This is a genomic window from Aeromicrobium sp., assembly GCF_049587115.1.
Classification (GTDB): Bacteria; Actinomycetota; Actinomycetes; order Propionibacteriales; family Nocardioidaceae; genus Aeromicrobium.
Genome location: NZ_JBAVDI010000022.1, coordinates 1 through 12,743, shown reverse-complemented (window position 1 = coordinate 12,743; position 12,743 = coordinate 1). Strand labels below are relative to the sequence as shown.

Annotated in this window: 14 protein-coding genes and 2 tRNA genes; 7 read left to right on the top strand and 9 right to left on the bottom strand. The window is 65.0% G+C overall.

Annotated features, from left to right (window positions below; translation table 11 throughout):
- The first annotated feature begins 62 nt into the window (after window positions 1-62).
- Together WB461_RS02425 and WB461_RS02420 are read left to right on the top strand one after the other, a co-directional pair.
- Entirely contained in the window at window positions 63-467 is a 405-nt protein-coding gene (locus tag WB461_RS02425) for a DUF302 domain-containing protein (protein WP_423851128.1), read from the top strand.
- A gap of 29 nt (window positions 468-496) precedes the next feature.
- A complete protein-coding gene (locus tag WB461_RS02420) occupies window positions 497-760 on the top strand; it encodes a metal-sensitive transcriptional regulator (RefSeq protein ID WP_423851127.1) in 264 nt (87 codons plus the stop codon).
- Between the two features lie 47 nt (window positions 761-807).
- Here WB461_RS02420 and WB461_RS02415 read toward each other — a convergent pair.
- The 3 genes from WB461_RS02415 to WB461_RS02405 form a co-directional block, all read right to left on the bottom strand.
- A tRNA-Val gene (locus WB461_RS02415) sits at window positions 808-884 on the bottom strand.
- A gap of 162 nt (window positions 885-1,046) precedes the next feature.
- The gene (locus WB461_RS02410; protein ID WP_423851126.1) at window positions 1,047-1,508 is read right to left on the bottom strand and encodes a peroxiredoxin; all 462 of its coding nucleotides are present in this window, start codon (window positions 1,506-1,508) and stop codon (window positions 1,047-1,049) included.
- A 77-nt stretch (window positions 1,509-1,585) separates the two neighbouring features.
- Entirely contained in the window at window positions 1,586-1,972 is a 387-nt protein-coding gene (locus tag WB461_RS02405) for a DUF3052 domain-containing protein (RefSeq protein WP_423851125.1), read from the bottom strand.
- Between the two features lie 126 nt (window positions 1,973-2,098).
- On the opposite strand from WB461_RS02405, the gene aceE reads away from it, so the two are divergent.
- Window positions 2,099-4,855 (top strand): pyruvate dehydrogenase (acetyl-transferring), homodimeric type, encoded by a 2,757-nt coding sequence (gene aceE, locus WB461_RS02400; RefSeq protein WP_423851124.1) that lies wholly within the window; start codon window positions 2,099-2,101, stop codon window positions 4,853-4,855.
- Window positions 4,856-4,902: 47 nt separating this feature from the next.
- A complete protein-coding gene (locus WB461_RS02395) occupies window positions 4,903-6,480 on the top strand; it encodes a phosphatase PAP2 family protein (RefSeq protein WP_423851123.1) in 1,578 nt (525 codons plus the stop codon).
- Here WB461_RS02395 and WB461_RS02390 read toward each other — a convergent pair.
- Window positions 6,477-7,451, bottom strand: a complete 975-nt coding sequence (locus tag WB461_RS02390) for an alpha/beta fold hydrolase (protein WP_423851122.1) — start codon at window positions 7,449-7,451, stop codon at window positions 6,477-6,479. The two genes, WB461_RS02395 and WB461_RS02390, sit on opposite strands and share 4 nt — an antisense overlap.
- 90 nt (window positions 7,452-7,541) lie before the next feature.
- Here WB461_RS02390 and WB461_RS02385 point away from each other — a divergent pair, with 90 nt between their 5' ends.
- Entirely contained in the window at window positions 7,542-8,354 is an 813-nt protein-coding gene (locus WB461_RS02385; RefSeq protein WP_423851121.1) for an acyl carrier protein, read from the top strand.
- Here the strand turns inward: WB461_RS02385 and WB461_RS02380 are convergent.
- Window positions 8,351-8,860 (bottom strand): DUF3145 domain-containing protein, encoded by a 510-nt coding sequence (locus WB461_RS02380; protein ID WP_423851120.1) that lies wholly within the window; start codon window positions 8,858-8,860, stop codon window positions 8,351-8,353. The genes WB461_RS02385 and WB461_RS02380 overlap by 4 nt on opposite strands.
- Here WB461_RS02380 and WB461_RS02375 point away from each other — a divergent pair.
- Window positions 8,789-9,277, top strand: coding sequence for a GNAT family N-acetyltransferase (locus WB461_RS02375; RefSeq protein ID WP_423851119.1), 489 nt, complete (start codon window positions 8,789-8,791; stop codon window positions 9,275-9,277). The two genes, WB461_RS02380 and WB461_RS02375, sit on opposite strands and share 72 nt — an antisense overlap.
- 6 nt (window positions 9,278-9,283) lie before the next feature.
- Here WB461_RS02375 and WB461_RS02370 read toward each other — a convergent pair whose 3' ends face one another.
- Both WB461_RS02370 and heR read right to left on the bottom strand, forming a co-directional pair.
- The gene (locus WB461_RS02370; RefSeq protein ID WP_423851118.1) at window positions 9,284-9,709 is read right to left on the bottom strand and encodes a hypothetical protein; all 426 of its coding nucleotides are present in this window, start codon (window positions 9,707-9,709) and stop codon (window positions 9,284-9,286) included.
- A 132-nt stretch (window positions 9,710-9,841) separates the two neighbouring features.
- Complete coding sequence (gene heR, locus WB461_RS02365; protein WP_423851117.1) at window positions 9,842-10,651, bottom strand: heliorhodopsin HeR; 810 nt, start codon at window positions 10,649-10,651, stop codon at window positions 9,842-9,844.
- Window positions 10,652-10,888: 237 nt separating this feature from the next.
- Here heR and WB461_RS02360 point away from each other — a divergent pair, with 237 nt between their 5' ends.
- The gene (locus WB461_RS02360; RefSeq protein ID WP_423851116.1) at window positions 10,889-11,482 is read left to right on the top strand and encodes a hypothetical protein; all 594 of its coding nucleotides are present in this window, start codon (window positions 10,889-10,891) and stop codon (window positions 11,480-11,482) included.
- 102 nt (window positions 11,483-11,584) lie between these two features.
- Here WB461_RS02360 and WB461_RS02355 read toward each other — a convergent pair whose 3' ends face one another.
- Complete coding sequence (locus WB461_RS02355) at window positions 11,585-12,376, bottom strand: alpha/beta fold hydrolase (RefSeq protein ID WP_423851115.1); 792 nt, start codon at window positions 12,374-12,376, stop codon at window positions 11,585-11,587.
- Between the two features lie 215 nt (window positions 12,377-12,591).
- Window positions 12,592-12,665: transfer RNA gene (locus WB461_RS02350), tRNA-Met, on the bottom strand.
- Window positions 12,666-12,743: the final 78 nt, after the last annotated feature.

Here is a 12,743-nt window from a genome sequence, read left to right as displayed (position 1 = left end):
GCTCAAGGTGTGTCGGATCCCCCGGCAGCCATTCAGACCAGGCAAGGGAGCTGTACCCACACATGGCCGACTACACCATTCAGGTCACCACGAATCGACCCTACGACGAGACCGTCCAGGCCGTACGGGAGCAGCTTGCCGAGGCAGGCTTCGGCATACTGACCGAGATCGACCTCAAGGCGACGCTCAAGCACAAGCTCGACGTCGACATCGATCCGCAGATCATTCTCGGCGCGTGCCGTCCGCAGCTTGCCCACCTGGCCATGCAGGCCGAGCCCTCGATCGCGGCCCTGCTGCCCTGCAACGTCGTCGTCCGGTCCGTCAGCGACGACCGGACCGTGGTCGAGGCGTTCGATCCGCAGATCATGATGTCGATCGCCGAGGATGCTGGCGACGCCGTGCGCGAGGTGGCCGAGGACGCTCGCACGCGACTGGCCGCCGCGCTGGATGCTGTGGCCACCCCATGACCACGACGCGAACAGACGGAGGAACCCCCATGGAGCTCGAGCCCACCGAGATCAAGGCGATCATCACCAGGATGAAGCGCGCCAACGGCCACCTCGGCAGCGTCATTCGCATGATGGAGGAGGGCGCCGATTGCGAGTCCGTCCTGACCCAGCTTGCGGCGGTCAACAAGGCGCTTTCACGCGCCGGCTACGCCATCGTCGCGACGGGCCTGCAGCACTGTCTCGAGAACGGAAGTGGTTCCGACAGCGTCGACGTCAAGAAGATGGAGAAGCTGTTCCTCGCGCTCGCCTGAACCACTGACGTGGAGACGGATCGGCGAGATGCGCAGCGGTGGCGGGGTGGTGGGCGAAGAGGGACTCGAACCCCCGACCTTCCGGGTGTAAACCGGATGCTCTAACCAACTGAGCTATTCGCCCTCAGGACCAGCGGCACGATACCGCAAGCACGGGTGTGCGACCGCATCGAAGGAATGTCCGCGCAGGAAGAACCGCGACTGCCAAGGTCTCGGGTCCCTGGCAGCCGCGGAGTCTCAATCAAAGCGCACGGGCCCCGACGCTCGCAGGTTTTTTCGCAATATTTCAGGAAATCTCAGCCAGTGCGACGCGATAGGCCGCGAGGTCGCGAGCTTCCGGAATGCCCTGTTCGACCTTCCAGCGGAGGATGCCCCCGCGATCGATCACGTAGGTGCCACGATCGGGCGCCCCGGCGCCCTCGTTGAAGGTGCCGTACGCGCGCGAGACCTCGCCATGCGGCCAGAAGTCGCTGAGCATCGAGAAGGTGTATCCCTCCCGGTCCGCGAAGGCCCGGTTGGAGAAGAAGTGGTCGCACGAGATCGTCAGGATCTCGGCTCCGTCGGACTCGAAATCGTCCAGATTGTCGCGAATCTCGCTCAGCTCGTTGGTACAGATCCCGCTGAACGCGAAGGGGACGAACACCAAGACGACATTGCGATCGCCACGGAAGGACGACAGCGTGATGTCCTCGCCGTGCTGGTTCTTGAGCGTGAAGTCTGGAGCGGTCGATCCGATGCCGAGAGCCATGAGATCAGCCTAGATGGGGTGGGCAACGGCAGCCGGGCGGCACTGCCGTGCCCGACACCGCCTGCGGGTCGCGAGGCTCAGCGCTTGTGGGCCGTGAGCCTGGTCGAAGCCCACTCGTCGGAGGCCGATGCTGTCGTGGTCGTGGACAGCCCCGCGATGGGTGCGGCCTCCACGACGTCAGCGCCCGGCACGTATCCCGACCGTCCAACCTTGGGGGTGAACAGCCAGACCGATCCCCCCTCGACGAGATCCTGCAACGAGTCGACCAGGGCGTCGATCAGATCGCCGTCCTTGTCGCGCCACCAGACGATCACGCCGTCGACGACATCGCCGTGGTCCCCATCGACCAGGTTGTTGCCGGTGACGCGCTCGATCTCGACGCGGAGCTCCTCGTCGACGTCCTCATCCCAGCCAAGCTCCTGGATGACGGTGTCAGGGCCGAAGCCCAGCTTGCCCGCGTCCACCGCGATGTCTCCCTACGTTCGTCCAAAACCTACTGGAAAGTAAGTCTGTCGGCAGTGTTGCCGCTCTCACAGTAGCGAACCCGAGGTGGAATGATGGACACGTCCACAAGACACGAGGGAGCAAGCATGTCGCAATCCGGCCAGGAACGTCCGCCAGTCATCCACGAGGGGCTGCCGACTCAGCTTCCTGACATCGATCCTGATGAGACTGCGGAATGGGTCAGCTCCCTCGACGACATGATCGACAGCCGCGGCCGCAGCCGTGCCCGCTACGTCATGCTCAGGCTCCTCGAACGCGCCCGCGAGCAGAACATCGGCGTGCCGGCGCTGCGCAGCACGGACTTCATCAACACGATCCCGCCCGAGCGCGAACCGTGGTTCCCGGGCAATGAGGCAATCGAGCGTCGCATCCGCTCCTACATCCGTTGGAACGCCGCGGTCATGGTGTCGCGCGCAAACCGTCCTGGTCTGGGCGTCGGTGGGCACATCGCCTCCTACCAATCCGCGGCCAGCCTCTACGAGGTCGGCTTCAATCACTTCTTCCGAGGCAAGAACCACCCCGGTGGCGGTGACCACATCTACTTCCAGGGTCACGCCGCTCCGGGAATCTATGCGCGCTCGTTCCTCGAGGGCGGACTGTCCGAGACGCAGCTGGATCGCTTCCGCCAAGAGCACTCGCACGGCGCCGGCAACGGGCTGTCGTCGTACCCGCACCCGCGACTCATGAGCGACTACTGGGAGTTTCCGACGGTCTCCATGGGCCTCGGAGCGATCAACTCGATCTACCAGGCGCGCTTCAATCGCTACCTGCACAACCGTGGCATCAAGGACACCAGCCAGCAGCAGGTGTGGACCTTCCTCGGTGACGGCGAGATGGGCGAGCCCGAGTCGCTCGGCGCGATCGGCATCGCGGCCCGTGAAGAGCTCGACAACCTGACCTTCGTCGTCAACTGCAACCTGCAGCAGCTCGACGGTCCGGTCCGCGGCAACGGCAAGATCATCCAGGAGCTCGAGTCGACCTTCCGCGGCGCCGGTTGGAATGTCATCAAGGTCGTGTGGGGGCGTGAGTGGGACGACCTGCTCGCCCGAGACACCGACGGAGCGCTCGTCAACCAGATGAACCGCACTCCTGACGGCGAGTTCCAGACGCTGTCGGTCGAGTCCGGCGCGTACAACCGCGAACACTTCTTCGGCGCAGACCCCCGGTTGCAGAAGATGGTCGAGCACCTGAGCGACGGCCAGATCGAACGTCTTCCCCGCGGCGGTCATGACTACCGCAAGGTCTACGCCGCGTTCGAGGCAGCCCAGAAGCACACCGGTCAGCCCACCGTGATCCTCGCGCACACCGTGAAGGGCTGGCTGCTCGAGTCGTTCGCCGGGCGCAATGCCACGCACCAGATGAAGAAGCTCACCAAGGACGACCTCAAGGGCTTTCGCGACCGGCTCAACATCCCGATCTCCGACGAGCAGATCGACGGCAGCGAGATCGCGCCGTTCTACCATCCCGGTCAGGACAGCGAAGAGATCCAGTACATGAAGGCCCGCCGGGACGCCCTGGGCGGCTCGCTGCCCAAGCGTGTCGTCAACCCGGTCAGTGTCAAGCTGCCCGAGGACGCGATGTACGACGAGCTCAAGAAGGGCTCGGGCAAGCAGCAGATCGCTACCACGATGGCGTTCGTCCGACTGCTGCGCGACCTCATGAAGGATCCGGAGATCGGCCGGCGCATCGTGCCGATCGCACCCGACGAGTACCGCACGTTCGGCATGGACTCGATGTTTCCGTCGGCCAAGATCTACAACCCGGCAGGGCAGACCTACGACTCGGTCGACCGCAAGCTGCTGCTCGCGTACAAGGAATCGGTCCAGGGTCAGCTGCTGCACGAGGGCATCAGCGAAGCCGGTGCGATGGCCTCGGCAACTGCTGCAGGCAGCGCGTACGCGACACACGGCGAACCGATGATTCCGGTCTATCTCTTCTACTCGATGTTCGGCTTCCAGCGCACCGCCGACTCGATCTGGGCGATGGCCGACCAGCTGGCCCGCGGCTTCCTGGTCGGCGCCACGGCTGGCCGTACGACTCTGACGGGCGAAGGTCTGCAGCACGCTGACGGGCACTCGCCGCTGATCGCGCAGACCAACCCTGCGGTGGTTCACTACGACCCCGCGTTCGGCTTCGAGATCAGCCACATCGTCAAGTACGGCCTCGAGCGGATGTACGGGTCAACCGACTCGTTCCCGCACGGCGAGAACATCATCTTCTACCTGACGGTCTACAACGAGGCAATCAGCCAACCCGTCGAGCCGGACGAAGTCGACGTCGAGGGCATCCTCAAGGGGGCGTACATCTATCGCAGAGCCGCCGATGGTGAGGTGTCGGCGCGGATCATGGCATCCGGCGTCGCGGTGCCCTGGGCGCTCAAGGCCCAGGAGATCCTCGCCGCCGACTACGGCATCGCGGCCGACGTGTGGTCCGTGACTTCGTGGAACGAGCTGGCCCGCGATGGCGTCGAGGCAGAGAAGTGGAACCTCAACCACCCCGGCGAGTACAGCCGGATGCCGTACGTCACGGTCAAGCTGATGGACACGCCTGCGGTGACGGTAGCGGTCAGCGACTACATGCGTGCCGTGCCCGACCAGATCGCTCGCTGGGTTCCTGGTCCATGGCAGTCGCTCGGCACGGACGGCTTCGGCTTCGCCGACACCCGGGCCGCGGCACGTCGGAAGTTCCAGGTCGACGCCGAATCGATCGTCGTGTCGGTCCTGCAGACCCTCGCCCAACGTGGCTCGATCCGTCAGGAGATCGTTCGTGAGGCGTTCACCAGGTTCCGCATCGACGATCCGACCGCGGTCGCAGGCGTTGCGCAAGAGGGTGGAGACGCCTGACCGGCCCTCACAACCGAATCTCAGGGACGCCCAATAGGATGGCGGCCATGCATCGCCGGCCCTACACCTTTGCCGTTTGCCTCTCGGTGACCGTGGGGCTGGCCGCCATCATCGCGTCTCAGCGCTATGACGTGCCGCTGCGGGATCCCGACGGTTTCCTCGGGCCGGCCTACCTTCGGCTGCCGCTGATCGGTCTGCTGTTCTTCGCGGCAGGCATCGTGCCACCGGCATTCAACCGCTCGCGGCGCCTGTTCACCCAGACCGCCCAGTGGCGCCGGTCCTTGCACTACAGCTCCTCACTCGGAAGCCGGCTGCTCGACGGCTTCGTGACGACCTTCTTCTGGGGCCTGATCGCCGGGATCATCGCCATCGCATGGACCGCCGCCGGAGGCTCCGTCATTGGGCGCGTGCTGGTCGCGCTGCTGGCTCTGGCCGCTGTCGGTCCGTTTGCGCTGCACGAGCTCCGGAGCCAGATTCGCACCGGCATGACCACGATCTCGCGTCTCACCGAGATCGTGGTGCTGGACGAGTCGACCCTTCGCCCGCTGACCTGGGGACGCGCGATCTCCCGACAGGTGCTGCGTATCGTCCTCCCGCTCTTCCTGGTCAGCTCCGTGGCGACCGGACTGCATCCCCAGATCGGCGACTGGGCCTGGCTAGGAATACTCGCCATCCCCCTGTGGCTCACGACCAACGGCGCCGACCGCGTGGTGGCCGCCCGCCGGTTCGAGGCCGGCCACGTCCCATCTGACCTGGGGCCGTTGCGCGCCCTTGACCAGACGCCCCAGCTGTTCCAGTTCATGGACATCATCCGGGCCGAGTGGACCTGGAAGCGCGTGAGGTACATCGCGCTCGGACTGATCTCCTTCTACGTCTGCTACGTCAGTTATCGCAATCTCAAGAGCGACCTGCCGTTGGCCCGCGAGGGCGTCCACTTCGACAAGCAGATGCTCGACATCGACTACTTCCTGTTCTTCAACCACAACCCCGCACCGGTCCTGCACGATCTGCTGGGCGTGGGATTCACGGCGCAGGTCCTGTCGGTCATCTATGTCGCGTACCTCCCGCTCATCCCGCTGAGCCTGGGAGCCTTCCTGGTGTGGGGCAAAGACCTGTCGCTCGGCGCCTGGTACGCCACCGCACTCAGCCTCAACTGGGTGCTCGGAGTCATCAGCTACTACATCTTCCCCACCTTCGGTCCGGCGTTCGTCCAGCCCGCGATGTTCGCCAACCTGCCCGACACCAGTGCCGCTCAGCTGCAGGGAAGCCTGTTCCGTGCTGCCACGAGATTCTACGAAGACCCCACCGGGGGGACGACCTACGGGATCGCCGGCTTCGCCTCCTTGCACGTGTCGGTCGTGGTCTCGGCTGCACTGTTCCTGCGTGCGACCAATCAACGCAAGATCGTGCAGCTGATCGGTTGGGTCTACCTCGGCCTGGTCGTCCTGGCCACGATCTACTTCGGCTGGCACTACCTCGCGGACGACGTCGCAGGAGCCTTCATTGGCTGGATCGCGGTGGTCATCGGGGCGTGGGCCACCGGCAACACGAAGCGACAACGGCGCAAGGCCCACGCGGCACCCATCGTGGCGCCGCCTCCGCTGGAACCCCGACCTGCGGTCTAGGAGATCACAGGCTCTGAGATCGCAGGCGCGACGTCCTGGGCGTCCAGCACTGGAACGCTCTCGAGCGCGTACTGGTCGCCACGGCGCAGCAGTGCCCTCCAACGGCCGCGGTGGTACTGCGCGGGCGCGTTGTCGGAGACGAACTCCACCACGAGGCGGCAGAACTCTTCGGGGTGGTCCTTGTGCGGGAAGTGTCCGGAGTCCTCGAAGACGTGCACGTCCGACGATCCCAGGGTGGGAGCAGCCTGCGAGTGCGCCATGGGAATGACCATGTCGTCGCGGCCCCATACGACGAGGACGGGCATGAGCCTCGCGAGGTAGCTGCGGTCGGTCATCGTGACGAACTGACCCTTCCAGTTGAGCACGTGACTCGTGACGCGCTGGACCGCGGTGCGCGTCGCAGGGTCGGCCAGCGATTCGTAGATACGAGCAACCTCATCGAGATCGCGTGTCGCGCTGAGCGGGGTCCTGGCCAACGCCCGCAGTGTGCCGACGACCAACGGCCGCCACGGTCGGAACGTCGCAACGGACAGCGCCGCGTAGCTGCCCGGCACGGTCAGCAGTCTGATGAGGGGCGTGACCTCCCTGCCGAGGCCGCCGGTCGAGACGAGCACGACCCGCTCGGTGCGATCGGGGAACTGATAGGCGAACTGCATCGCCACACCCCCACCGAAGCTGTGCCCGACGATCGTGACCCGGTCGATGCCCAGCACCGTCAGGAGATCGCGCATGCCGTTGGCGTAGCCGCCCAAGGAGTAGTCCGCATCGGGCTTGTCAGACTCGCCGTGTCCCAGCAGATCAGGGGCGATCACGGTGAAGTGCTCTGACAGGGCAGGGATTGCGTCAAGCCAGGTCGAGGAGTCGCAGGCCAGTCCGTGCACCAGCAGCAGGGCGGGGCCGGAGCCCGATATGCGGAATGCACGCCGATAGCCGTGGATCACCACATACTGGACGTCATCGACTTTCTGCACCCAGTCATCTTAGGCCGGGTCGGGCGCGGTCGTTCGCTGTACCCCCGCACGGGTGCGCGTGACCATCCACATTCTCGTTAGACTCGACCCGTGCCAGCTTCCTCCGCAGTCCACGAACAGCTCACGGACATACTCGTTCGTCTGGTCGACTGTCCGGCCGATGCGGTCGTGCCCGAGGCGAACCTGAAGGAGCTCGGCACTGACTCGCTCACGATCGTGGAGCTGGCCGAAGAGCTGGGCAACCGTTTCGACGTCTATCTGTCCGACGACACCGTCGACTCCCTCGTCACGGTGCAGGACGCGATCCATGCCGTCGTGCGCCACGAAGGCTTCGGGACGACCAGGGCCCCCACTGTGCTGACGCCCCCTGCGCCTCCCGTTCGGGACGACGGATACCAGGACCGACGCAGCCTGGCCGCGCGTCTTGCGTTCTGGTTCATCCTCGTCGGCGCAGCACTGGGAGTCGTGCTCGGCCTCGGCGGCTCGGCCTTGGTCACCGCGACCGGCATCGGCGCAGTCGACCTGCCACCCATCTCGGCGCCGACGACCGGTGCTCCCACCCCGACTGCCACTCCCAGCCCAACACCCGAGGCCACCCAGCCGACCGCGAAGGCGCCCAAGACTCCCGATCCGACACTCGAGGTCTCGAGCGAGCAGGTGTCCCCCGGTGAGCGATTCACGCTTTCCGGGATCTTCCCCTCTGCTGATGTCGGCACGTCACTGCAGGTGCAGGTCAAGGACGAAGACGGTCCGTGGGACGACTTCCCGATCGAGACCGCGACCCGCAAGGGCGCCAAGTTCAGGACCCAGATCTATACCTCGCGTCAGGGTCAGCGACAGTTCCGACTCACCGACAAGAAGGCCGGTAAGTCCACACCGGCCGTGACGGTGCAGATCGGCTAGATCACCTGATGAAGCCAACGAACCGGCGCACCCTCGCCAGCGTGCCGGAATGGCTCCAGCTCGGCGTCCCAAGCCATCCCCAGCAATCCGTCCAGGGCGGTGTCCATGTCGACTTCACCTAGGGCGACCTTGACCCGGAATGCCTTGATCCGGTCCTCGGGTATGACGACATCACCATGCAGGCCCGTCATCGCGTGGAAGATGCCCAATGATGGCGTGTACGAGTATCGAGCACCCTCCGACGAGACTGTGGGCTCCTCGGTGACCTCGAAGCGCAGGCGTTCCCAACCCCGCATCGCCGAGGCGAGCGCCGCTGCTGTGCCGGATCCGGCCTGCCACGACAGCTCGGCCCGGTACGTGCCGGGCTCGGCAGATTGGGGCACCCAGGCAAGATCAGGGGTGCCTCCGAGCACGCCAGCAGCAGCCCACTCCACATGTGCGCACAGCGCAGATGGAGCAGAGTGCACAAACAGCACACCCCTGGTCGGGGTCGTCGGCGAAGACATGTTCATCGGTGCCTCCCTAGTGTCGCCTTCCCCAGCGTCTTGGGTGCACCTGAGACCATTGTGACGCATCCACTCGTCCAGCGACAACATCCAGCCCGAAGGGAATGTCGAATGACGACCACAGTGCAGGACAATCCGTCCTCGTCACGGTTCGAGATCACTGTCGACGGCGAGCTGGCCGGCTTCGTCGACTATCGCAAGGACGGGACCGAGTACGCGCTGCCGCACACTCGAATCTTCACCTCGTACGAGGGTCGCGGCCTGGGCAGCCAGCTGGTCAGCGGCGCCCTGACCGAGATCGCCAGTCGCGGCGGTTCCGTGCTGCCGTTCTGCCCCTTCGTTCCGAAGGTCATTCGCGACAACCCCGAATTCCTTGTGCTGGTCCCCGAGGATCAGCGCAGCACCTTCGAGCTCTGACCGCCATCAGACGGCCGAGACCGCGATGCCGTTCTCGCGCCACAGGTCCAAGACAGCAGGTTTGTCGTCCCACGCTGCACGCACCGCGAATCCGTCTGCGGAGATCTGCGCAAGGATGTCGCGCTTGATCTGCACATCCTTGCGATAGTCGCCGACGATCCGCAGGTAGACCGCGTCATGCGGCACCCGATTCGACACCAGCCAGTCCAGGGTGAGGTCGCGCCAGATGAACTCGCGAGATGTCACCACCAGGATTGCCCTGCCTCGGGCCTGCTCATCGCGGGCCGCCTCGACGATCGCAGGCCTGGGTGGACAGTCAGCCGAAGCAGCGTGAAAGGCCGCGAAGTCCTTGTCCTCCCCCGTGATCAGGTGCTCGATCGACGAAGTGTCGCAGAGCGTGCCGTCCATGTCGAAGATCGCCGCATCGCGCATGTTTCATTGTCCCGCACGGCAAGATTTTTGGGCCGCAGGAGTGCACAGGTCTGCGGGCCTGAGTCGCCCTGTCGGGTTTGGCTGACTTGGGTTCCGGATCACCGAACAGCGGGAGGGACGGCCTTCGCTGGATCAGATCAGCGTGTTGACGAAGATCTGCCACGCCAGCACGCTCTTGGCGATCAGGCTCAGCCAGACGTACACGCGTTCGCCGAAGAGGTAGTTGGACCAGCGCCCCCGCCCGCGATACTGCAACAGCTGATTGAGTGCGAAGCAGTTGAACAGGACGAAGATGCTGACGAAGATGACGTAGACGAAGCTGGGGACGTTCGAGCCGCCGGCCAAGTAGATCGTGATCGCTATCCACGGGACTGCCGCGACGATCGAGCCCATCGTGAACGGCGTCCACCAGGTCGACGTCCGCAAGGGTGGGTTGGCGACCTCCATGATCCAGCCGAACAGGATCATGGCAACGTTCGCGCCCGCAATGGCCACTAGCGAGGCGATGTCCTGAAGTCCGGGCAGCAGCGCGATCGCCACGATCATGAGTGTCGAGCTGATCGAGTACTCGACCCAGCGGAAGCGGTTGAGCCCATTGGCGATCTCACGCTCGTAGCGATGCCAACCCAGGGGCGAGGCGATCAACAGATGGAAGAACGCAGAGACGTAGAGGAAGGCGACCGTCAGAGCGGCGATCGGCAGGCCCCCGATCGCGTCCAGTCGAGCCGGGTCGAGTTCACCACCCGGTTGAGCATTCTGGAACAGGCTGACGACGTCGATCGAGAAGCTGTTGGAGAGCGCGAGCATCACGCTCGCGGAGATTGCGTGCACGAGGCCCATGACCAGGTTGAAGGCGCGCAGTCGTCCGATTTGATGGCGCTCGTCGTCGGCCAGGTCCGCCAGGCTTCGGCTGAGTCGGTTGGCAGCGATGTCTGTCGTCATCGGCCCAGCCTAGCGTCGGACCGGGCTGGGCCTGCGGCGTTGAGAGGGGGTTGACTCAGGCTTGCCACCCCTCGCCGGTTCTCGCTCCCAGCAAGCTGTGCCCTCACTCTCAGGCCGACCTCGCTGCAGGCGATGGGACTCAGCTCTCGGAACGGATGCTGACCCACTTGTGCGAAAGCGTCCCCGGCGCACGATCTCTGTGAGAGTCTGTCCGAATATTAGCCGGAAGGCTTTGCCATGAAGCATCCTTCAGCCGTGATCGCCGCCGTGATCGCCGCCCTGCTCGGTGCGGGCTCCATCGCCCATGCTGCCGACTACCACCAGGATCACGTAGAGGTGAAGGACCGAATCCTCCACCGAGGCGCAGTGGTGCGCCTCGGACCCTCTCCATCCATCTATACGAACAGCACTCACGCTGCTGTGGGGGTCACCGGCCTCAGCCTTCGGTCCAACTGCTACTTGATCCTCAACCTGGACTGGAAACCAGGAGAGAAAGTGATCGCGGCGATCGCTGAGGAGGATGAATCGGTGTCCCTCCTCGACGTTCAGGCAGGAATCTCCGGTGGCGGCACGACCGCGAACATCTACCTGTATCGCAACGGGCGGCGAGTTTGCGCGAACGACCGCATGTTCGGGAAGTACGCGAACCTGTGGGTTTCCATCACCTCACTGGCGCCCGAGTCAGCACCGACTCCCACAACGGCTGCGCCGATGGCCGCGCCGACGACTGAGCCGACCAGTGAACCGACTGCGACTACTGCAGCGCCTGCGCCGGTGCCAGCGCAGACCGAGACGACGACCTCAGCCACACCTGAGGCGCCGGCCGAGTGAAGCAATCGCAAGGCCGCCACGATCCTGATTCCGCATCTCCCCGCGCAGCGGTCAGAACGCCGCCTCCTCACATCTGACGGTTGAGGAAGAGCAGAAGATCGCTCAGCTGAGCAGAAACGGGAGGATCGCCGGTACGACGATCTCTGGCCCCACGTCGTGGCTTGCCCCGACAAGATGCTCGAGTCGGGCATCCGCGATGCCTTCCACGAGCCGATGCGCGACATCGATCATGAAGTCGTGATCGGCGCCGCCGACGACGACGAGCGTCGGCACGTCGACCCTTGCGATTTCCGCGGCCGGTACCAGCCCGCCGTCCCGATCTCCCATCGCGGCCGAGTCATACGCCAAGGTCGGCGCCACAGCCTCCATGGCCGGCCAGTACGGACCTTCGCGCATCTGCTCGATCACCGCGGAGGGAAGTCCGACCAAAGTCAGGAACGCCTCGATCGCCTCACCTCGGCGGTCTGCCGCAAGCAGCGAGGTGAGCAGCGCATCCCAGTCACGTCCGCGCTGCTCGGTGCCGGGAAGGTTGAAGGGCGCGTCGTGCATGACGAGGCTGGTCACGCCGATGCCGGCTGTCGCCGCGTGCAGCGCCAGGGCGGCGCCAGAGGAGTGACCGTAAACCGCTGCCGCACCGCCGGCCGCCTCGACCAGCGCAGCGACGTCCTCGACCTCGCGCCTCGGATCGTACGGGGGCGGACCACTCAGGTCGTTGCTGTCGCCGCGCCCCCGTCTGTCCGGGTTGATGACGGTGACGTGCTCGGACAATGCCTGCGCCAGGGGAAGCGTGATGCCGCGGGTACAGGTGGCGCCGCCCAGCAGGATCAGGGGTGGTCCCTCTCCGACGCGATCGTAGGCCAGCGTGGTGCCGTCGACTGACGTGGCCGTCTCCATCCGACGAGGCTAATCAAAATCGTGCCTGTCGACCAGTCTGTTGAGAGTGCGCTTAGGGCAGATGCGGCCGGGGCATTCGGACTCGCCCGTGCTCAGCATCCCAGCCACCGTGACCGCCACACCAACCGATCTCACACCTGACCACCGTCTGTCGAGCTACATCTAGTCGCATCCAACAAAGGCGAAATCCCCGCGATTTCGCGGGGTTTTCGGAGTAGGGAGGGCGGGGCTCGAACCCGCGACCCAGGGATTATGAGTCCCCTGCTCTGACCAGCTGAGCTACCTCCCCAGTGCGGGCAGCCTAATAGGTCTGACCGATGGGAACCGTTCCGGCTCGACGCGATTCCGCCGCCGACACGTGCGAGAC

What these genes read in the sequence shown, in the direction of transcription:
- WB461_RS02425 (WP_423851128.1), top strand. Translation starts at nt 63, where the DNA reads ATGGCCGACTACACCATTCAGGTCACCACGAATCGACCCTACGACGAG.
- WB461_RS02420 (WP_423851127.1), top strand. Translation starts at nt 497, where the DNA reads ATGGAGCTCGAGCCCACCGAGATCAAGGCGATCATCACCAGGATGAAG.
- WB461_RS02410 (WP_423851126.1), bottom strand. Translation starts at nt 1,508, where the DNA reads ATGGCTCTCGGCATCGGATCGACCGCTCCAGACTTCACGCTCAAGAAC.
- aceE (WP_423851124.1), top strand. Translation starts at nt 2,099, where the DNA reads ATGTCGCAATCCGGCCAGGAACGTCCGCCAGTCATCCACGAGGGGCTG.
- WB461_RS02395 (WP_423851123.1), top strand. Translation starts at nt 4,903, where the DNA reads ATGCATCGCCGGCCCTACACCTTTGCCGTTTGCCTCTCGGTGACCGTG.
- WB461_RS02375 (WP_423851119.1), top strand. Translation starts at nt 8,789, where the DNA reads ATGTGCGCACAGCGCAGATGGAGCAGAGTGCACAAACAGCACACCCCT.
- WB461_RS02380 (WP_423851120.1), bottom strand. Translation starts at nt 8,860, where the DNA reads ATGTCTTCGCCGACGACCCCGACCAGGGGTGTGCTGTTTGTGCACTCT.
- WB461_RS02370 (WP_423851118.1), bottom strand. Translation starts at nt 9,709, where the DNA reads ATGCGCGATGCGGCGATCTTCGACATGGACGGCACGCTCTGCGACACT.
- heR (WP_423851117.1), bottom strand. Translation starts at nt 10,651, where the DNA reads ATGACGACAGACATCGCTGCCAACCGACTCAGCCGAAGCCTGGCGGAC.
- WB461_RS02360 (WP_423851116.1), top strand. Translation starts at nt 10,889, where the DNA reads ATGAAGCATCCTTCAGCCGTGATCGCCGCCGTGATCGCCGCCCTGCTC.
- WB461_RS02355 (WP_423851115.1), bottom strand. Translation starts at nt 12,376, where the DNA reads ATGGAGACGGCCACGTCAGTCGACGGCACCACGCTGGCCTACGATCGC.